The following is a 19734-nucleotide window of genomic DNA, read 5'->3' on the forward strand; positions in this document are numbered from 1 at the left end:
GCGGGCTTTTAAGCTCTTGGCTTGACGGTCCCGCAATCCTGCCCCAACCACACGGCGCGGCTATCGAGGCTGCCCTTCTGCTGAATGCCGGTGGCATTGAACGTGCCATTCACCTTAGTGGTGAACTCACGATCACTGAGGAAAGTGGCGACACCGGTGCCCTGCGCTTTCGGACAGCTGAAGCGGAATTTCCACTGATTCCCGGTACGGTCGGTGACTTCCTGCTTGCAGCCAGACTGTGGATCGGTCAGCGGAATGTCGTTGGTCTTCACTTGTTCCGGCGTCAAGCAGGCCCGAATTCCTTTGCCGCCCATGGTGATGCCCTGCTTTTCGAGCTGAGCGCGCTGTTGAGGGGTCATCTGGCTCTGTATTTGGCCAAGGATCAGCTGCAAATCCGGGAGATTCTGGTCATCGACCTTCATGTTGCTTGTGGTCATTTCCCACAAACCAGGCTGCAACATCTGCGCCTGAGCGGCCACAGGAAGTGACAAACCAACAGCTATGGCCAAACCCAGCAGACGAACGTTCATCGAGTAACTCCTGATCAGTTGTGGCCGTTAGACGTCAGCAAGTGGCTTCGGTTCATGGGCCAATTAAATAGCGACATTCTGCACAGAACATGGTCTGTTAAGCATTGAATCTTCAGGAGCAAGGCTGCCCCCATGGATTACTTTGGACCGCATATTTTCGGCTACATGATTGCACTGCTTCACACGCTGGGCCTGATCGCTGCCATCCACGCCGTGCTCACCGTCCGGACCGCCCAGGGATCGATTGCCTGGGCCCTGTCGTTGCTGTTTATTCCCTACCTCACGCTCATCCCCTATCTAGTCTTCGGCCGCAGTACCTTCGATGGCTACATCAAGGCTCGGCGCCAGGCCAACGAAGAAATGCGCAAGGCAATCTCCGAGCTCAACTGGCGCCCCTGGGTAGAAGAAGCGCTGACCGCTCGCGCCTCAAATGCTTACGCGTCCTTGAGGGCCATGCCGAAACTGGGGCGCATGCCGTGCCTGGCGAACAACGAAGTGCGATTGCTGATCGACGGCCAGGCCACCTTCAACGCCATTTTTGATGCCATCAGCAACGCGAAGGAAGCGGTGCTGATTCAGTTTTTCATCATCCACGACGATCGCCTCGGTCAACGCCTGCAAACCTTGCTGCTACAGAAAGCCGCCGAAGGCGTGGCGGTTTATTTGTTGTACGACCGCATCGGCAGCCATTCCCTGCCTCACAGTTACGTGCAGCCGCTGCGCGATGCCGGCGTCGAGGTCAAAGCCTTTGCGACCCGCAGCGGCTGGCTCAACCGCTTCCAGGTCAACTTTCGCAACCACCGCAAGATTGTGGTGGTCGATGGCGTATTGGGTTTCGTCGGTGGGCACAACGTCGGCGACGAGTACATGGGCGAGAAACCACCTCTGGCGCCGTGGCGCGATACCCATGTGCAAGTACGCGGACCGGTGGTGGCCTGCATGCAGGAATCTTTCGCTGAAGACTGGTTTTGGGCCGCCCGGTCATTGCCACCGCTGATCCTGCCGGACGTTTACCCAGACGACGGCGTGCTCTGCCAATTGCTCGCCAGCGGTCCGGCGGATTCCTACGAAACCTGTTCGTTATTCTTCGTCGAAGCCATCCATGCGGCAACCGAACGGGTGTGGATCACCAGCCCTTATTTCATCCCCGACGAAGCCGTATTCGCGGCGTTAAGGCTGGCGGTTCTGCGAGGCGTAGATGTGCGGCTGCTGCTGCCCTCTCGACCTGACCACCGAATCGTCTACGCCGCCTCCAGCCTGTATGCCTTCGAAGCCGTGCGTGCCGGCGTGCGGGTGTTCCGCTACGAGCCTGGCTTCCTGCATCAGAAAGTGGTGTTGATCGACAGCGAAATCAGCGCCATCGGCAGTGCCAATCTGGACAACCGCTCGTTCCGGCTGAATTTTGAAGTGATGTTGTTGACGGTCGACAGCGCGTTTGCCGCCGAAGTGGAACAGATGCTCAACGATGACTTCGCCCAGGCTCACGAGATCGCCAAAGAAGAAAGCCGGGAGACCCACCGCCTGCAACAGGTCGGCATGCGGGTCGCCCGGCTTATTTCACCGATACTTTAAGGGTTGTAGATATCGTCTCGCGTCCACGGCAGTTCATGGCTGCCGTCGGGGTGAGCTTTCACCGCGAGAATCTGGTGCAGATTGATCCAGCCCTTGGCGAACGCGTAAGCGCATCCCGCCAGGTACAGCCGCCAGATCCGTAAGGCTTGCTCTGGCACCAGCCGGGAAGCCGCTTCCAGATTGTCTTCCAGGCGTTCGCTCCAGTGGTCCAGCGTACGCGCGTAGTGCAGGCGCAGACTCTCGACGTCGACGATCTCCAGCCCTGCTTCACTGATCTCGGCAGAGATCATCGACAGATGCGGCAGCTCGCCATTGGGGAACACATACTTCTCAATGAATTCGCCGGCACCGCGCCCCACCGGACGGCCGTCGGTGTGCTTGGCGGTGATCCCGTGGTTCATTACCAGGCCACCCTCTTTCACCGCACCGAACAAGGTCTTGCAGTACTCGGCCAGATTGGCATGACCAACGTGTTCGAACATGCCGACACTAACCACTTTGTCGAAACGACCGTCCTGAGGCAGGTCGCGGTAGTCGAGCAGTTGCAGTTCGACCAGATCGTCCAGATCTTCGGCGGTCACCCGTTCACGGGCAAGTGCCAGTTGCTCTTTGCTGAGCGTGATCCCGAACACCTTCGCGCCAAACTCCCGAGCCGCATACCGTGCCAGTCCGCCCCAACCGCAACCGACATCCAGCAGGTATTCCCCTGGTTGCAGCCGTAGCTTGCGGCACAGGTGGCGGAATTTGGCTTGTTGAGCCTGTTCAAGGGTTTCGCTGCCGGTCTCGAAATAGGCGCAGGAATACGCCATGTCACTGTCGAGCCACAGCTGATAAAACGCATTGGAAAGGTCGTAGTGGTAGGAAATCGCCTTGGCGTCTGCTTCTTTGTCGTGAGGGGTGCGCACTGGCTGGCTGTCTTGATCACCGAGCAACGCCTGGCTCCACTCATCGCAGACGCGGATCACGTCGCTGATGGAGCCTTCCAGCTCAAGTTTGCCTTCGACAAACGCCGCTCCGAGCGTGTCCAGGCTTGGGTGAGTGAACTGGGTAACCATTTGTGGGTCCTTGACCACAATTGTGACGCTGGGCGTCGGCCCCAGATTGAATTCATGGCCGTCCCAGAGTCGCAGGCGTAACGGTAACTGCAGATTCTGTAAGGCCGGAGGAAGATGCGCGAGCATGGATAGACCCTCTTGTTTCAGACGTCTGATGTGAGGGTAGTCCATCCTTGAAAAATAGCTGGCTATCGAATTAATAGCCCTTTTCTATGATTCGTAACGCTCGAACCAACCGTCGCGAATTCACAAAAGTGATTGCCCTCACCTAGATGACTACGAATTCGTCGTACAGTTCTGAGAACTTGAAATCGCCCGTGATCGCGCTGTTTAGAGCATTCACCAGGCGTACTCAATCCTCATCCTCAAGCTTGAGCAATGGTTCTTGAAAACGCAGTAAACGCCCGGCATTCCCCAACACCAGCAAGGTGCTGAAGTTGTGCAACAGCGCAGCAATCATCGCGCCCGCAGCGCCAAGCCAGCCGAAGGCGGCGAAGGCAACAATTGCCAGCGTCCAGCCCAGACCGATGATCACATTCACCTGCAACGTATGCCGGCATTGGCGACTCAGGCGCACACATGTGCCGAGTCGACGCAGGTCGCTGCCGATCAGGACGATGTCGGCCGAGGCCAGCGCGATGTCCGCCCCGCCCGCGCCCATGGCCACGCCGACCACACCGGCCTTGAGCGCCAGCGAATCGTTGATCCCGTCTCCCACGACCATCGGCCGGAAGCCGCTGCCGATTTCTTTCAACACACGATTGAGTTTGTCTTCGGGCAACGCTTGAGCTTCAACGTCGCTGATCCCGACATCTCGCGCCAATGTGTGCGCGACGCTTTGCCGATCACCTGTCAGCAGCAACTGCCGGCCCAACCCCAACTCACGTAGCTCGCTCAAAGCAAATCGAGCTTCAGGTTTGACGCTGTCGGCCAGTAACAACCAGGCGAGGAATTCACCGTTGAGCGCCAGCCCGGCAATGGGGCCATCGTGGTCGGGAACACTGGAAGTGGCGATACCCAATTGCGTGAACAGCTCTGGACGACCGAGCGCCGCCTCGCCCTGCTCCGTCATCGCCACCACGCCCAGCCCCTGACGCTCGTGGATGTCGGAGAGCAGCAGAAAATGTTCCTGGGTGACCAACCCGGCGAGCGCGCGGCTGACCGGATGACTGCTGGCGGACCCGAGGCTGGCAGCGAGTTTAAGGACGTGGCTACGATCCTCGATTGGGCTGTCGATGGATTGCAACCGCAAGGTGCCAAAGGTCAGGGTTCCGGTCTTGTCGACCACCAGCGAAGTCAGGTCTGCCAACTCTTCGAGGAACGCGGAGCTGCGAATCAGAATCCCGTGACGAGCCGCCACCGCCACCCCGGCAATCGCCGTTGCCGGTGCCGACAACACCAGCGCGCAAGGACAGGCCGCCACCAACACCGCGAGCATGGCCTGAGCATCGTTAGTGACGAACCAGGTCACGGCGGCCAGCAGCAACACCAGCACCATGTAGCTGCCAGCGTAGCGTTCCAGCAACCGAGTGATCGGTGGCTTGGATCGCTCGGCACTTTGCATCAGCGCAATGACTTTGCCGAGGGTCGACTCGTTGCCAGTGCGGGTCACTTCGATGCGCAGCAGACCGTCGAGGTTGATCGCGCCGCCGAACACTTGCATGCCGACACCCGCCTCCATCGGCACCGATTCGCCAGTAATCGAAGCGGTGTCCAGGCTCGCCTGACCGGACAACACCCGACCATCCGCCGGCACCCGATCACCCGCGCGCACCTCGACGAGGTCACCGGCCTTGAGTGTGCCGTTATCGACTTCGACGATGGAGCCATCGGCCTGAACCTTGCGCGCGTGGCTGCGCGTCAGTTTGCCGAGGGCGCGAATCGCCTCTTGAGAACCGATCACGCTGCGCTCTTCCAGCACGTGGCCGAAGATCATGATGATTGGCAGCAACGCCGCAGTCAGTAGGTCACCCGTGGCCCACGCCCCGAGCATGGCCAGGGCGATCAATTGGTCAGTGATCCCGTGCAAACTTGGATAACGCAGGCTGTACCAGGCGGAACGCATCACGGGCACGGCCACCAATAACGAAGCAAAGCCCAGCAGCAATTGACTGACGCCCGTCTGCTCCGGCGACAACCAACGCCAGGTCAGGCCGAGCGCGAGCAGGCCCAATGCGAGCATGGCCAGTGTCAATTGGCGGGCGGCGCTGCGTTGTTCAGCCGAGGACAACATGCTCGGTGCGGCGGCGGTTGGGGTGGTCATTGTGCAGCTCCCTGAATGATCAGGCGGGAATCGTCTTTCGGATTGACCGTGGTCACCGAGCCGGCCTGACCGAGAATCTTCGGCATCCGCTCGCGGTAGATGCGCAGCAGCATTTGCGGGTCGGTCCCTTGTTGTTGCGCCTTGGCCAGGCTCAATACCGTGGCTGTGTCCGTCGACGCTTTGGCCAGACGTTCGCTCGCTTGGGCGTGAGCAACTTGCAGTGTGCGATCGGCTTGTTCGTTGGCAGTCTGAGTCAGTTTCTCGGCTTCAGTGCGAGCATTGGCTACGGCTTTGTCGGCTTGTTGACTGGCGGTCAGAACAGCATTGAAGGCGTTGACCGCCGGGCCGGGCAGACTCGATTGCACGTCGACCCGAGCCACTTCAATGCCTAACCCACGCCCGGTCGCGGTCAGGTCAGGTCAGCCAAGCGCTGATTGATGCCTTGCACCAGATCACCGCGTAGACGTTCGCGTCTTTCGGCTGCCTGGCTATCGGCGCCGATCAGCTCCGGTCGCGCCACGAGTATGGTGTCCAGATCTCGTGCGGCAGTGAGGGCCACCGCGCTGCGAGTCACCAATCGATCCAGCGCCGGCAATACATGTTCGCCTAGAAGAACGAAGGCATACGGCTCGGTGACTTTGTAGAAAACACGCACATCCAGTTGCACCACGCCCGCGTCTCCGGTGAGCAAATAACCGGACCCGGCGAGTGCATCGCTGATCGGTGTAGCGAAACTCGCGACCCGGTCTGCCTGCAACGCAGCATCTGTGCGCAGCAAGTTTTCCACCCGACGCTCAATCACCCGATCCGCCGCGGGTAACAAAATTACCTGCTCAAACGGACGCGGCCAGGCCAATAGCAGTCCAGCATTCTGGATGCGATCCAGCGCGCCGAAGTGCAAAACCACCGCACGATTTTGCGGATCGATCTGCCGCACATTGGAAAATGCCCACACCAAAGCGGCCAGTACCGTCACGGCGTAAAGAGCCAAGAAAGCCAATCGCCCAGCCTGAATCCAGGGACTGCTTAACTCATTTGTTCCACGTGGAACCAATTTCATGGCTGCGACCCGGACTTGTTATCGAGGGTCGGCGGACCGTCAACCAACACCCGGAACGGCGCGGCATCGGTGCGCAGAATCAGCTTTGTGCCGGGCGTGACGATCGTGCCTAGCGTGTCGAGGGAGCGCAGCAGGTTGTAGAGCTGTGGCGATCCGGCATAGGCGCGACCATAAATCTGCGCGGCTTCGACGCGCGATTGAGCTTCGATATCGGCAGCTTTCACCGTCGCATCGGCTTGTACGATGCGCGCGTCACGCTCGGCAGCGGAACGGATTTGCGCCGCTTCGCGCTTACCGATGGCCGTGCGTTCGGTGGCGATTGTTTCACGCTCGGCGCGCATGCGATCGACCGTAGCGGTGAGGGTTACCGACGGCAAGGTCAGTCGCTCGATGCCGACTTGCAGCACCCGCACGCCATAAGTCGTGAGTAACTGCTGATCGATTTGCTGACGCAGTTGCGCTTCAAAATCAGCGATGTGTACTTTGTTGGCGTCGGTGTTAACCAGGTTAGCCAGGTCAAAACTGCTGGCCGTGGTTTCCAGCGCAGAGCCAACAAACGTGCGAATCTGCCGCGCTGCTTCGTCCGGCTGATTTTGTACAGCGCGCATGAATCGCTGCACGTTGTCCGGATCGCCCTGAACCTGCCAGGCCACGTAAGCTTGAACGATGATGCGCAAACCGTCCCGCGTCCCTACATCCTGCAAACCACTCGAGGTCGTGCGCAGTCGCAGATCGACAGGAATTGCCGCTTCAAAAGGAGCAGGCCAACGCCAGCCAAGACCTGGTTCCAGCAATACCCGCGACGGATTACCGAAACGCGTGATCACCGTCGCCTCGCCCGAACGCACTTGCACCAGGCTCGCTGCCGCGATGGCGAACGCCACCAGCAAGGCTGCCCAGCCCATTCGCCGCCATGGGAACGGGCCAGCTTCTTGGGGATCACCGTGATGGTGATGGTGATGTCCGTGGTGATGCCCGCCATGGCCGTGATCGTGGCCAGTGTGGTCGTCGTGATCATGAGTGTGCGACTGGCTCATTTGGCAGTTCCTGGCTGAGCGGTATTACGCGCCGGCGCAGGGTCAGCCGGCAGCGTGAATGTACGAAGGTCGATGGTCGGCGCGTTACCGCTTCCGCCCAGACGATGGTCGAGCACCAGCAACCTGGCATTGCCCAGGCCCTGGGACAGTTGGCTGAAGTACTGCTCCAGCACGAAGGCCTGGCCGGCGCTGGCGTAGGCCTTTTGCTCGGCAGCGAATCTCAAGTCAGCCGCTTGGGCAGTGGCGTTGATTTCACGAGCGCTGGCCGTCGCTTGATCGCGAGCGATGCTGGCCTGCAATTGCGCCTGGTTGGTGGCTTCCGCCGCCGCCCCACGCTCGCGGGAAATCAATGCTTGGGCGCCAATCTGCGCAGCCTGCACACCGTGATAGGCATTGGCGGCACCGGCCGGTGGATGAATCGCCTCGACCACGGTGGCGAGAATTTCCACGCCGCTGTCGAGTTTCTGCAAGTCGGCCTGTACCGCGCGACCAATCTCTTCGGCGAGCCCTACCCTGTCCTCACCGAGCAAACCGTCGAGGGTTCGTGAGGCGAAATCGTGGACCAGAATCCGGCTGGCGGTGCTGCGGATCAGTGTCGGGACATCGGCGCTGTTGTAGGTCGCGGCCAATGCTGCTTGATCGCTCAGACCGATGCGATAGACGAAACGCACGTCCATGTTGACGATCTGGAAGCTCTGTTTGTCGGCTCGGCTGCTGGCAATGACTTGGGATTTGTCGTTCACATGGCTGGCGTCCCACAAGCGATTGGCAATCGCGGGGGCCGGGCCTTCGGCAGGTTCAGCCACGACCGACGCTGGTGTGTCGCCAACACTGGTGGCCAACTCGTGGACCACACCATTCTCGACACTCAACACCCGGCCCAGAGGCCAGGGCAAACCCGCGTGCAAACCAGGACCGAACACTTCCACCGGTTTGCCGAATCGCTCGTAGATGCCCCGCCCTTGCATGGGGATTTCGTGAATGCCGGTCAGTGACCAGCCCACTATCGAGACTACGGCGAGCACCGGCAAAAATGCCCGACGCATGTAAGTGAAGGCCCAGATCTGCCGCAGGTCGATACCGAAGCGGTTGTGCAATTCGTGCTGCAACGCTAACAAAGGTTGCGGCGGCCAGCGCAACATGTCGGCGACGAAGCTGCGCGCCAGCAAGGCAGGTTCGAGTTGTTCGCGCTGCGCACTGAACAACGACAGCAGGGCGCGCAACAACAGCTCGGCGGCGACGAGCCCCGGCAGCAGGCCGATCAGTACCGCCAGACGCACCGGCCAGACCGACGCTTCGCCACCCAACAACAGGCACAAAGCGCTGAGTACCAGACAGATGATCGCCACTCGAGTCAGCTGCGCCAACGACGCAGCTTCGGGCCATTGCGCGACGTTTTCCTGCGCCAGTTGACGTTCCAGCACCAGCAAACCGAAGGCCAGCAGCAACGACAGCGCCGCACCGACACTGGCCGACAATCCCAGTGCGGTTGGCGGCAGTGCCAGATTCCAGACTTGTTCGATGCTCAACAACGTCAACAGCGACCAGCCCGCGAGCCACAGCGTCGGGGCGCCGATCTGCACCAGCATTCGCAGCCATCGCTGGCTGAGCCGATCCAGCAGCTTTTCGTACCAGCCCACCGGGGCAACGACTTCATCAGCAACGACAACCTGCACGGCCGGTTTCAACGCCCGCGCACGCCACTGCGTCACCCACCAGGCCGATTGCAAACCGGCGACCAGCACCAGCAAACCGGCGCTCTGATTGACCAGCAACGCGGGCCAGAGCGACTGCCGCGCAAACAGCCCGACAAAAAACGCCAGCAACCAACCTGCCGCCGCAAGAGCGCCCAGACCGATTGCGAACTGACGCAATCGCCGCCCTTGAAAAACCGCCTGCTGGAAACGCGGTAGCCCGGCTACTTGCGTCCCATCGACATCGAGATCGACTTGCATACCACCCCAGTGTTTATCGTTGCTCATATCGCAATACGTTACGGTATAACGAAAGCCGTGAAATTTCCGTTCTTAAATGCTGTATCTAAAGGCGCTCAACCTGTCGCTTGGCTGAAGCCTTGACCGAAATGCTACGGAACGCACATATTACGTTCGTAATTTTATTCAAAGACTACGTTTACCCATTCCGATCCCCGTTCACTCCAGGAGTACAACCATGAGCATCTACGACGTCGTGATTCTGGGCGGAGGCCCCGGTGGTTATAACGCGGCGATCCGCGCCGGGCAGTTGGGCCTCAGAGCGGTTTGCGTAGAAGGACGCGCCACCCTCGGCGGCACCTGCCTGAACGTCGGTTGCATGCCGTCAAAAGCGTTGCTGCACGCCTCCGAACTCTACGCCGCCGCCATGGGCGCGGAATTCGCCAACCTGGGGATTGACGTCAAACCCACACTCAACCTCGCGCAAATGATGAAACAAAAGGATGAAAGCGTTGCCGGGTTGACCAAGGGCATCGAGTTTCTGTTTCGCAAAAACAAAGTCCACTGGATCAAGGGCTGGGGCCACATTGACGGGCCCGGCAAGGTGACGGTGACCGACAGCCAGGGCGGCAAGACCGAACTGAACACCAAAAACATTATCATCGCCACCGGCTCAGAGCCCACTCCCCTGCCCGGTGTGGACATCGATAACAAACGCATCCTCGATTCGACAGGCGCGTTGTCGCTGACCGAAGTGCCCAAGCATCTGGTGGTGATCGGCGCCGGGGTGATCGGCCTGGAGCTGGGTTCAGTGTGGCGGCGTTTGGGCGCTCAGGTGACCGTGATCGAGTTTCTCGACCGAATTTGCCCCGGTGTGGACAGTGAAGCGGGTAAAACCCTGCAACGTTCGTTGAGTAAACAGGGCATCAACTTCAAATTGAGTTCCAAAGTCACCAGCGCCACAACCTCGGCGACCGGCGTTCAGCTCAGCGTCGAGCCCGCCGCCGGTGGCACGGCCGAAACGATTGAAGCGGATTACGTGCTGGTGTCTATCGGACGCCGGCCTTACACCCAAGGCCTGGGGCTGGAAAACGTCGGCCTCGCCACGGACAAGCGCGGCATGCTCGCCAACAAGGGCCATCGCACTGAAGCGGCTGGCATCTGGGTGATTGGCGACGTCACGTCCGGGCCGATGCTCGCCCACAAGGCCGAAGACGAGGCCATGGTCTGCATCGAGCAGATTGTCGGCAAGGCGGCCGAGGTCAACTACGACCTGATCCCCAACGTGATCTACACCAAACCGGAACTGGCCAGCGTCGGCAAGACTGAAGAGCAACTGAAGGCCGAAGGTCGTGCCTACAAGGTCGGCAAGTTTCCCTTCACCGCCAACAGCCGGGCAAAGATCAATCACGAAACCGAAGGCTTCGCCAAAGTGCTGGCCGATGAGCGCACCGACGAGATTCTCGGCGTGCACCTTGTGGGTCCAAGCGTCAGTGAAATGATTGGCGAGTATTGCGTGGCCATGGAGTTCAGCGCCTCCGCCGAAGACATTGCCCTGACCTGCCATCCACACCCGACCCGCTCCGAGGCCTTGCGCCAGGCGGCGATGAATGTCGAAGGGATGGCGACGCAGATGTAAGCCTGGAGATTGGCGGTGGCGCTATCGCGAGCAAGCTCGCTCCCACATTTGATCTGCGGCGTTCACAAAACCAATGTGGGAGCGAGCTTGCTCGCGATTGGGTCGACTCGGTCTCAGGCCGGTAAATGCCCCAGCGGCAACGCCCCAGGCGTCTTCACCGTATGAATCGCAAAGTTGCTGCGGATGTCACTCACACCCGGCAATTTCAGCAAACGCCCCGTGAGGAAGCGGTCATAGGCGCGCAGGTCCGGCACCACTACTTGCAGTAGAAAATCCGATTCTCCTGACACCAGAAAGGCCGAAATCACCTCAGGCAACGCGGTCACGGCCAAGCGAAAGGCTTCGGCCTGTTCATCGTTATGCCGCTCGACCTTGACCCCGACAAACACCGTCAGCCCAAGCCCTACTTCGTCGCGATCCAGATTGGCCTGGTAACCGCGTATGACCCCGGCTTCTTCGAGCATCCGTACCCGGCGCAAACAAGGCGAGGCGGACAGACCGATCTCGTCAGCCAGTTGCACATTGCTCAGGCGACCGTCCCGTTGCAGGGCTGCGAGAATCTTGCGGTCGTAGGCGTCGAGTTTCATAGTTTGGCAGATCCTGATGGTTTACCTGCAATTGAGTGGCAGGTTATGCCAAGCAGAAGCATTTTAGAAGCGAACTACGCAACCACCTGCCCTGCCCTTCAGCCCTAGACTGGCCGTACCGAATCGACAACGAATGGGGTGCAACGTGGCGGGACTCTGGGTGTTTTTCATGGCGCTGGCGGTGGTCTATCTGTTACCGGGCCCGGACATGATCCTGTTGTTGCAGACCGGTGCTCGTCAGGGCAAAGGCGCGGCGCTGGCGACTGCGGTGGGTCTGGGTGTTGCCCGGGGATGCCATGTCGCGTTGGCGGCGCTTGGGTTGGCGGCACTGTTCAAGGCTGCGCCCTGGACGTTCGACGCGGTACGCCTGACCGGGGCCGCCTACCTACTGTGGATCGGCATTCAATGCCTGCGAACCACAATGCTGCCGAGTTTGAACGGAGCAGACACCACCACCGAGAAACCTCGCTGGCGTGCAGCGATCCAGCGCGGCTTGCTGACTAACCTGCTCAACCCCAAAGCGTTGCTGTTCTGCTCGGTGCTGCTGCCGCAGTTCATCGATCCACACGCCGGGCCGGTGCTCGCGCAATTTGCGACCCTGGGCGTGGTGTTGGTTGGCGTTGGGTTGTTATTCGACAGCGCTTACGCACTGACCGGCGCAGCGCTCGGCCGTTGGCTGCAACGCAGTCCTTCGGCCCAACGCCTGCAGCAGTGGCTGTTTGGCAGCCTGTTGATCGGCTTCGCCGTGCGGCTGACCTTTGTGCAACAGGCTTAAGCCTTACCGCGTCTTGCGGCGGCGATTGATCAGCAACAGCGCTGCTGCCGTGACCGCTATCACACCGCCAATCTGCAACGGTGTTTTGTAGGGCCGCAGCTGCGAACGCACGGCGTCGGTGACTTGGGTCACATAGCGTTTGTCGGCGCTCTGAAAGTCTGGATCCTGGCATTGATGACCAAAATCGCCGGCCCAGACCACATACGGGCCTTCCTCGACATACCGACGGTAGAAAGCGCTTTGCTCTTGCAGGCTGGTGCCCCACGACGAAGCCTTGCACAGCACCGAAGCAAACGCCTGACTGCTGTGGGGCAGATGATCAGCGGCCTTGCTCGCCAGCGCCGTGGCGACAAAACGGTAGTGGAAACGCTCATCAGGTTGCGCCACGGTGGCTTGCTGGCGCTGCACTTCACCCTCGGCCATTAGCGGTCCGACCTTGAGTTCGGGCGCTTCCAGACTGTAATTGCCACCGAAAGTGGCGTAATCCGGGGACATCTCGTAGCCCAACAACTCCATTCCGCCGAAACGGGCCAGTGTCGCGGCTTGGTAATAAGCGAATGCCCGTTTGGTCGGCCACCACTTTGATTCAGCGTCGTTGCGCAACTGCCCGTACCACTTGGCCTTCGCCTGCAAGTCGGCGTTATCGAAGTAGGCTGGCGCTTCGTCATACCGCTCTTCGCGCAGCAAGCGCCGCCCGAGCAAATTGCGCAGTTTTGCCGCCACCGGCAATGGTACGTAGTTATCACGATCCTGCTGAGTCAGAGGGGGCGGTGCCGGCACTTGAGTGTCGACGTATTGCTTGAGCTCATCGACGGTCAACACGCGCTCGGCGACCGTGGCAGCGTCGAACCAATAGATATCTTTACTGCGATAAAGCTGATCGAACGCTTGCAGGTAATCCCCGCGTTGCAACGCCAGGATCGCGCTCTCCCCTTCAACCCGGCACTTGGGCTGAAGCGTTTCGAAATCCCAGTCTGGTGTGCGCCGCTCACCCCACGACTCGTTCTGCGGGAAGGCCTGGGCAGCCTTGGCATACGCTGCGGCAGCCGCGTTTTTATCGCCATCACGCACGGCCAGTTTGGCCCGCAGCCACCACGCCAGTCCGCCATCACCGGCGTGTTCGAGGAACGCCTTGGCGCTGGCGTAATCACCCTGTTGATAATTCACCGCTGCCAGCCGATCAGCGTTATCGAGGCTGCCGCGGGTGCTGTTTTGCAGCAGTTTGATCAGTTTCAATTCGTTCGGCGGTTGATCACCGAATGACCAGCCCAGTCGGCTGATCAACGAGGCGGTCACCAGTTGCTGCACCGGTTTTCCCTTGAGCAACACGGCCAGTTGATCGTCAGGCATTGTCGCGAGGTCGGCCACCAACAGTTTCAGCGAGGTGAAACCCACCGCCGAACCCTGAAGGTTTTGCGTGGCGTAGAGTTCGATGGCGCGGTTCCAGTCGCCGGCAGTGCGGGCGACGCGGGCCTCTTCACCGAGGCTGGCCACACCCAGTTCCAGTGAATCGCTAAAGCCGTCAATGCTCAGTTGACGGGTCTGCTCGAAAGCCTTTCTAGACTGAGCCAACAGGTCAGGGCCAGCGTCCGCTTCGGAGCTCATGGCAAACAGCGCCCGACCTAACGAGTAAGCAGCCCAAGTGCTGCGCAACGCCCGTTGATCCGCTGGCAATGCCAGTACCTTTTGGAAGTACTCGGCGGCCAGCCCATGATCACCGGCATTGAATGCCGCAGCGCCGGCCAGATAGAGCTTGAGCTCAGCCGGAAGACTCGCGCCCTGAATCTCGACCTCATGCGCATCAGTCAGGCTGCGTAACTGTTTCACCAGCACCTGCTGCTCAGCCGTCAAACCGGATTGTTCAGCCTTATCCCGCTGTTCTGCGTAGTCGGGCGCATCCATGTTAGAGGCGGTTTCGGTGACGTTCTTCAGCCCGGCGACCGCATGCCCGAGGCGACTGATTTCAAATCTGAAATTACCTTCCGGCAGCTCCGCCAGCGACTGGCCGCGGTTGTCCAGCAGACGCATAGGGAAATCCGGCCCGCAGGCCAGCGCCGAACCCAGCGGCAGGCTGAGGCTCAGGCAAAGCAGATGGCGGGGCCAGTTACGGGTCAACATTCGAACCTCCTTGATCAATATGTGCGCAACGAGCCCAACCCATGGCGCGCTGCCCACCGGCCGGTATTCGACCGTCGCGCAGGCGGGTGAAGGTAAGCAGATCCGGACGCTGTTGCAACGCATAACCGGCCAGCGCATCGGCACCCTCGCAACCCTGCACCGCGAGTGTCAGGCGTTCTGGCCAGGCGCTGTCGAGATTGCCTTGATTGCTGAGGGTGATGTCATAAAGGCCTTCTTGCTCGGAGAGTTTCAGCGCCAGTCGACTGTCGAGTGCATCGCCACGCGCCACGGCGCTCAGGGTCGTCAGACTCCAGGCCCGGCGGTCGCTGGCCAGCGGCAGACGAAACCAGATCAGGCCCGCCAGATGCGCCGGTGGATCGTTGCGCAACTCGGTCCCGAGCCGGCTCAGTTGCTGCGGATCGGCGAGCAATTCCCGGCGTTTGCCGCCCTGTTCTATTGGCACTTCGCTTTCCACTAGCGGCGCACCACGGCCCGGCAACAACGCCACACCATAGGCCGGCAGCGCCAGATAGAAAGGTTTCGAAGTGATTCGGCTCCAGGCCTTGGTCCATTGGCGGGCCTGATCCGCGTCAAACAAGCCAAGACGTGGATTGCTCACCGCGTGCACCTGCAACACGCTGCTGTCGACTGTGGATAACAATGCCGGCAATTCTGGACTGTCGAGCCAAGCCGGCAACGCGGTGATGCTCAGCGCAATAGAGGCCGGCAGAACTGCGCGCAGGTGCGTAAGAAATTCGCGGTAGGCCGGTAGCCGAGCATTACCGGCATCGTGGTCGATTTCCACGCCGGAGAGATTCAACCCCTGCCCTTGCCAATCGCCGAGCACCTGCTGGATCTGCGCGATGACTTCGTCCCGATCCAGCGACTTGAGTTGGCCATCCAGACGAATCACCGCGATCAGCGGCCGACCATCACGTTTGAGCAGCGCCGGGTCAATCCGCGCCCGGTGCCAACCCGCCTCAGGGAATGCCTGCAAGGCCAGTACCCGCAGGGTGGAAAAGTCAGCCCGGCTGTCCCTCAGCGCCGCTTCGTGGGCCGGTGTCCATTGCCGTTGCCAGACGTAGAGTTGCTGATCGAGCGCTGGCGCGTCCTGTCGTTCGCAACCGTTGAGCAATGCCATCGCGACAATCAACGCCGACAGACGAGCGAAAAAATACATAAAGCCCCTTGAGCCGAATCAGATCCTTTGTAGCAGCTGCCGAGCCTGCGAGGCTGCGTCCGGCTGCGCAGCAGTCGCCAATACTACGTGCACGGTGTATCTAAAGAACTGCTGTGTCGGATTTTACGACTGCTTCGCACTCGGACGCAGCCTCGCAGGCTCGGCAGCTGCTACAAGTCGAGGACCAAAGGCTGCGACCCCTGCGCCGGAATCGCACAACAAATCAGCACGTGTCCGTCATCCGGCACTTCGGCTGGCTGCTGTGGATAATTCACCTGGCCGCTGATCAGGCGAGTCTTGCAGGTCCCGCAGGAACCACCGCGACAGCTGAATTCCGGGCGTAGCCCACGGCTTTCCGCCAACTCCAGCAAACTGCCACCGTCGGGTTGCCAGCGAGCCTCTTTAGCCGAGCGCTGAAACACCACCGGCACCGAGGTCGTCGCCGCGGGCGGTTGCTCAATGACCACCGCGTCGGGGTCCGGCACCCGGCGCAAGGTCGAGGGGCCAAAGGTTTCGGCGTGAATCCTTGCGTCACGGATGTCCAGTTCCCGTAGGCCGTCGTATAGCCCCTGGGTAAAACTGCCCGGACCACAGAGGACAAAATCCAGCTGATCGTAGTCCTCGACTTCAAGGAGGGTCTTGAGCAACGCGGTGTCGATCCGCCCCGTCAGGTCGAAATCCTCACCCTCCAGGGCCCCGGCTTCCGGCTGACTCACCAGACGCAACACCCTGACCGCATCACCGGCGTCTTCGAGCAAGCGATCCAGCTCAGGACGAAACACTTGATCGGCCAACGTGCGCGAACTCTGGAAGAACCAGGTCGGTCGGATGCGGCGGGTGCGCAGGCCTTGATAAACCACCTCGCGCAACATCGACAGCAGCGGCGTGATGCCGACACCGGCAGCCAGCAGCACCAGCGGCCGACGTTCATTAGGTGCCACGGTGAAATGCCCCTGAGGCGCACGGGCCTCCAACAGATCACCGACGCGCACCTGTTCATGCAGGTGCGAAGACACCAAACCGTCACGCTTCACGCTGATGCGGAAAAAATCATCGGACGGCGCGCTCGACAGGCTATACGTGCGGATATGCACCTCGCCGGCAATGTTGAAGCGCAGTGGTAAATGCTGCCCGGCCTGAAACACCGGCAAGCCCGCCCCATCGGCAGGCTCCAGATAGATCGAGCGGATGTTGTGGCTTTCCTCTTTGATTCGCGCCACCCGCAGCGGCCGCCAACGATCGCCCAAGGCCTGGGCTTGCAGACGGGCGTTGGCCTGCGCCCAGGTCCCGGTCAGCAAACTGGTGGGTGACACGCCGTCAAAACGCCACCGCAGAGCAAGCGCGGCGGGCCGACGCACCACGCTTTCCACCTCGACCGTCCACAAGCGCTCGGCCCCTTGAAACGCCTCGACCTGTGTGCCTTCAAGAATGACTTCGGTGCGACCGCTGAGGTGCAGCAGGTCTCCCGAATTGAAATCGATAAACAGCAAACCGGCCCGGGGATTGAGCAGCAGGTTGCCCAAGGTGTTGAAAAACAGGTTGCCGGCGAAATCTGGAATAGTCAGGCGATTGCCTTCTACTTGTACGAAACCGGCCTGGCCGCCGCGGTGAGAAACGTCCACCGAACGTTGGCCATCGACATCCACGTAACTGGCGACAAAGAACGTATCGGCTCCCGCGATCAGGGTTTTGGCCGCCTCATCCAGCCCGTTGAGGTGTTGCGCGATGCGAGTCGACGGATCCGCCAACGGCACCGAGCGAAACTGCCGCAATTGGATGTATTGCGGGCAATTGCCGAAGGACTGTTCGACCGTCACGTCGAAGCCGCTTGCCGTCATCGCGCCAACTCGCCCATTGAGGCGGTTACGGCGACGGGTGTGCAGTTCGATCCCCAACAGGCCCATGGCTGCGCCCTCCGTCAATTGCGCCGGATCATCAGCGCCCGGCAGGCTGCTGAATTGCAGCGCACCCGGCGTGGGCGAGTGAGCGAAACCCGGTGGTCCTTCAAGAATACTGGCCCAAGGATTACCGTCGGCATCCACCGCGCCGTACAGCATGAACGGCAGTTGCTCATAGAACGTGCGGTGCTGATCCGGCATCTCGCTGCGAATCACCTTACGACCGAGCACCTCCATTCGCTCGGCAATGCCCACATGAGCCTGCAATTGTTTCTCGCCGGCGTGCCAGGGTGAACGATCCACAACGACTTCTCCCCTGCGCCATCGGCGCAGTGTGAACGACCCGACAGTGTCGGGCCGTAAGCATCAGGCAGTTTTTTGCAGGCCGGCAACGGTGCGCGGCATGCCGACAAACCCTGGCAAGGCTTCGATCCGAGCCAGCCACGCGCGAATGTTGGCGTAGTCCTCCAGGGACACGTTGCCTTCCGGTGCATGGGCGATGTAGCTGTAGGCCGAAACGTCGGCAATGGTTGGCTCGGCGCCAGCCAGATACGGCGTTGCTGCCAGTTCCTGATCGATAACTTTGAGCAAGGTGTGGGAATAAGCGATCACTTCTTCAGCGTTGTAAGCCGCACCAAACACCGTGATCAGCCTCGCTCTGGCGGGGCCAAAGGCAATCGGCCCAGCGGCAATCGACAACCAGCGCTGAACCTTGGCCGCCCCGACCGGATCGGTTGGCAGCCATCGGCCGTTGCCATATTTTTGCGCCAGATAAACCAGAATCGCGTTGGAGTCGGCCAGCACCACGCCTTGATCATCGATGACCGGAATTTGACCAAAAGCGTTGAGCGCGAGGAAATCCGGCTGCTTGTGCGCGCCCTTCGGCAAATCGACAAAGATCAGCTCGGTCGGCAGATGCAGCAGGGACAGCATCAGCTCTACACGGTGAGCGTGGCCAGAACGTGGGAAGTTGTAGAGTTTGATCGCTTGCATGGTCGACTCCGCTGGTGGTGGCGCTGTTGAACAGTGTTCAGCCCCGATGGGGAGCTATCTTCCACCCGCCACCAAAACAACAGAATAACCAGCCAACGCAATCCATTATTTCACCAGGTGAAATAAACCATCACGCCTGCAAGGACGGATGCTCACGCAGCGCGCTCACTGCAAAATCCACAAAACTGCGAATCCGCGCAGGGGCCTTGCGCCCGCCCTGATAGACCACATGGATAGGCAAGGGCGGCAGTTCGAAGTCCGCCAGAACGATTTCCAGCTCACCGGAGGCGACTTTACTCGCGACCTGATAAGACAGAACCCGGGTCAGCCCCAAACCCAGGCATGCCGCCGTAATGGCGGCCTGATTCGCCGTCACCACCAGGCGCGGCGCGGGTCGAACACTCAGCGGCTCTCCCCCTTCGAGGAACGGCCAGATTCTCGACTGACCGATAGAGGACGTCGCAATAACCGGCGCCTGAGCCAGATCCTGAGGATGTTGAGGCCGACCGTGGGCCGTCAGGAATTCCGGCGAGCCGCATACCACCCGCCGAACCTCACCCACGCGAATCGCGTGCTGATTACTGTCGGGCAACTCACCGATCCGCACGGCGACATCGATGCCCTCCTCGACCATGCTGACCACTCGATCGACCAGCAACCCATTAATGCTGACTTCGGGAAACTGCGTCAGATAATTCACCATCACTGGCGTGACAAACAACTCACCAAACAACACCGGCGCGGTGATTGTCAGTTGCCCACGCGGTTGAGCGTGACTGCCCGCCGCCGAATCCTCGGCTTCCTGCACCTCGGCGAGAATCCTCCGACAGTCTTCCAGGTAACGCTGACCCGCCTCGCTCAAATGCACACTGCGGGTGGTGCGCGTCAGCAGCAACGTGCCGATGCGTTTCTCCAGCGCCGCCACCGCGCGAGTCACGCTGGCTGCAGACAGGCCTAAACGCCGCGCCGCCGCCGAGAAGCCTTGGTCTTGGGCGACGGCAGCGAAGACCTGCATTTCCTGGAATCGGTCCATGGGCGTGTCCTCAATTCAGATAAAAAAAATCGCAACCGTAGCAGACTGTGTGAAAACCTA

Annotated in this window: 14 protein-coding genes and 1 pseudogene; 3 read left to right on the top strand and 12 right to left on the bottom strand. The window is 60.4% G+C overall.

The window, feature by feature from the left end:
* Nucleotides 1-8: 8 nt before the first annotated feature.
* A complete protein-coding gene (locus tag VD17_RS11610) occupies nucleotides 9-530 on the bottom strand; it encodes a DUF3617 domain-containing protein (protein WP_046053929.1) in 522 nt (173 codons plus the stop codon).
* A 132-nt stretch (nucleotides 531-662) separates the two neighbouring features.
* On the opposite strand from VD17_RS11610, the gene cls reads away from it, so the two are divergent.
* Complete coding sequence (gene cls, locus VD17_RS11615) at nucleotides 663-2102, top strand: cardiolipin synthase (protein ID WP_046053930.1); 1440 nt, start codon at nucleotides 663-665, stop codon at nucleotides 2100-2102.
* Here the strand turns inward: cls and cfaB are convergent.
* The 5 genes and pseudogenes from cfaB to hflK (VD17_RS11640) all read right to left on the bottom strand — a co-directional run bounded on the left by cfaB (nucleotide 2099) and on the right by hflK (VD17_RS11640) (nucleotide 9472).
* Nucleotides 2099-3283 (bottom strand): C17 cyclopropane fatty acid synthase CfaB, encoded by a 1185-nt coding sequence (cfaB, locus tag VD17_RS11620; protein ID WP_046053931.1) that lies wholly within the window; start codon nucleotides 3281-3283, stop codon nucleotides 2099-2101. The genes cls and cfaB overlap by 4 nt on opposite strands.
* Before the next feature lie 226 nt (nucleotides 3284-3509).
* Nucleotides 3510-5420 carry a cation-translocating P-type ATPase gene (locus VD17_RS11625; RefSeq protein WP_046053932.1) on the bottom strand — a complete coding sequence of 637 codons (1911 nt, stop codon included), beginning with the start codon at nucleotides 5418-5420 and terminating at the stop codon, nucleotides 3510-3512.
* Nucleotides 5417-6480 (bottom strand): annotated as a pseudogene (gene hflK / locus VD17_RS11630) (protease modulator HflK). The gene VD17_RS11625 and the pseudogene hflK (VD17_RS11630) overlap by 4 nt, the downstream one beginning before the upstream one ends.
* Nucleotides 6477-7517 carry a protease modulator HflC gene (gene hflC / locus VD17_RS11635; protein WP_046053933.1) on the bottom strand — a complete coding sequence of 347 codons (1041 nt, stop codon included), beginning with the start codon at nucleotides 7515-7517 and terminating at the stop codon, nucleotides 6477-6479. Before hflC ends, hflK (VD17_RS11630) begins: the two are co-directional and overlap by 4 nt.
* Nucleotides 7514-9472 carry a protease modulator HflK gene (gene hflK / locus VD17_RS11640; protein ID WP_185753139.1) on the bottom strand — a complete coding sequence of 653 codons (1959 nt, stop codon included), beginning with the start codon at nucleotides 9470-9472 and terminating at the stop codon, nucleotides 7514-7516. Before hflK (VD17_RS11640) ends, hflC begins: the two co-directional genes overlap by 4 nt.
* 217 nt (nucleotides 9473-9689) lie before the next feature.
* Here hflK (VD17_RS11640) and lpdA point away from each other — a divergent pair, with 217 nt between their 5' ends.
* Nucleotides 9690-11090: a dihydrolipoyl dehydrogenase gene (gene lpdA, locus VD17_RS11645; RefSeq protein ID WP_046053935.1), complete on the top strand. Its 1401-nt coding sequence runs from the start codon at nucleotides 9690-9692 to the stop codon at nucleotides 11088-11090.
* Nucleotides 11091-11203: 113 nt separating this feature from the next.
* Here the strand turns inward: lpdA and VD17_RS11650 are convergent, their stop codons facing one another.
* Nucleotides 11204-11677, bottom strand: coding sequence for an Lrp/AsnC family transcriptional regulator (locus tag VD17_RS11650; protein WP_046053936.1), 474 nt, complete (start codon nucleotides 11675-11677; stop codon nucleotides 11204-11206).
* Between the two features lie 145 nt (nucleotides 11678-11822).
* Between VD17_RS11650 and VD17_RS11655 the strand changes: the two genes are divergently transcribed.
* Complete coding sequence (locus VD17_RS11655; protein ID WP_046053958.1) at nucleotides 11823-12452, top strand: LysE family translocator; 630 nt, start codon at nucleotides 11823-11825, stop codon at nucleotides 12450-12452.
* Between the two features lie 3 nt (nucleotides 12453-12455).
* Here VD17_RS11655 and VD17_RS11660 read toward each other — a convergent pair whose 3' ends face one another.
* The 5 genes from VD17_RS11660 to VD17_RS11680 all read right to left on the bottom strand — a co-directional run bounded on the left by VD17_RS11660 (nucleotide 12456) and on the right by VD17_RS11680 (nucleotide 19674).
* On the bottom strand, nucleotides 12456-14570 hold the full coding sequence (locus VD17_RS11660) for a hypothetical protein (protein ID WP_046053937.1): 2115 nt from the start codon (nucleotides 14568-14570) through the stop codon (nucleotides 12456-12458).
* Complete coding sequence (locus VD17_RS11665; protein ID WP_046053938.1) at nucleotides 14557-15750, bottom strand: DUF3142 domain-containing protein; 1194 nt, start codon at nucleotides 15748-15750, stop codon at nucleotides 14557-14559. Before VD17_RS11665 ends, VD17_RS11660 begins: the two co-directional genes overlap by 14 nt.
* A gap of 170 nt (nucleotides 15751-15920) precedes the next feature.
* A complete protein-coding gene (locus tag VD17_RS11670) occupies nucleotides 15921-17951 on the bottom strand; it encodes a pyridoxamine 5'-phosphate oxidase family protein (protein ID WP_046053939.1) in 2031 nt (676 codons plus the stop codon).
* Nucleotides 17952-18014: 63 nt separating this feature from the next.
* Nucleotides 18015-18641: a glutathione S-transferase family protein gene (locus VD17_RS11675; protein WP_046053940.1), complete on the bottom strand. Its 627-nt coding sequence runs from the start codon at nucleotides 18639-18641 to the stop codon at nucleotides 18015-18017.
* 130 nt (nucleotides 18642-18771) lie between these two features.
* Nucleotides 18772-19674 (bottom strand): LysR family transcriptional regulator, encoded by a 903-nt coding sequence (locus VD17_RS11680; RefSeq protein WP_046053941.1) that lies wholly within the window; start codon nucleotides 19672-19674, stop codon nucleotides 18772-18774.
* Nucleotides 19675-19734: the final 60 nt, after the last annotated feature.

The sequence above is a fragment of the Pseudomonas fluorescens genome, assembly GCF_000968015.1.
Taxonomy (GTDB): Bacteria; Pseudomonadota; Gammaproteobacteria; order Pseudomonadales; family Pseudomonadaceae; genus Aquipseudomonas; species Aquipseudomonas fluorescens_W.

What these genes read in the sequence shown, in the direction of transcription:
- VD17_RS11610 (WP_046053929.1), bottom strand. Translation starts at nt 530, where the DNA reads ATGAACGTTCGTCTGCTGGGTTTGGCCATAGCTGTTGGTTTGTCACTT.
- cls (WP_046053930.1), top strand. Translation starts at nt 663, where the DNA reads ATGGATTACTTTGGACCGCATATTTTCGGCTACATGATTGCACTGCTT.
- cfaB (WP_046053931.1), bottom strand. Translation starts at nt 3,283, where the DNA reads ATGCTCGCGCATCTTCCTCCGGCCTTACAGAATCTGCAGTTACCGTTA.
- VD17_RS11625 (WP_046053932.1), bottom strand. Translation starts at nt 5,420, where the DNA reads ATGACCACCCCAACCGCCGCCGCACCGAGCATGTTGTCCTCGGCTGAA.
- hflC (WP_046053933.1), bottom strand. Translation starts at nt 7,517, where the DNA reads ATGAGCCAGTCGCACACTCATGATCACGACGACCACACTGGCCACGAT.
- hflK (WP_185753139.1), bottom strand. Translation starts at nt 9,472, where the DNA reads ATGCAAGTCGATCTCGATGTCGATGGGACGCAAGTAGCCGGGCTACCG.
- lpdA (WP_046053935.1), top strand. Translation starts at nt 9,690, where the DNA reads ATGAGCATCTACGACGTCGTGATTCTGGGCGGAGGCCCCGGTGGTTAT.
- VD17_RS11650 (WP_046053936.1), bottom strand. Translation starts at nt 11,677, where the DNA reads ATGAAACTCGACGCCTACGACCGCAAGATTCTCGCAGCCCTGCAACGG.
- VD17_RS11660 (WP_046053937.1), bottom strand. Translation starts at nt 14,570, where the DNA reads ATGTTGACCCGTAACTGGCCCCGCCATCTGCTTTGCCTGAGCCTCAGC.
- VD17_RS11665 (WP_046053938.1), bottom strand. Translation starts at nt 15,750, where the DNA reads ATGTATTTTTTCGCTCGTCTGTCGGCGTTGATTGTCGCGATGGCATTG.
- VD17_RS11675 (WP_046053940.1), bottom strand. Translation starts at nt 18,641, where the DNA reads ATGCAAGCGATCAAACTCTACAACTTCCCACGTTCTGGCCACGCTCAC.
- VD17_RS11680 (WP_046053941.1), bottom strand. Translation starts at nt 19,674, where the DNA reads ATGGACCGATTCCAGGAAATGCAGGTCTTCGCTGCCGTCGCCCAAGAC.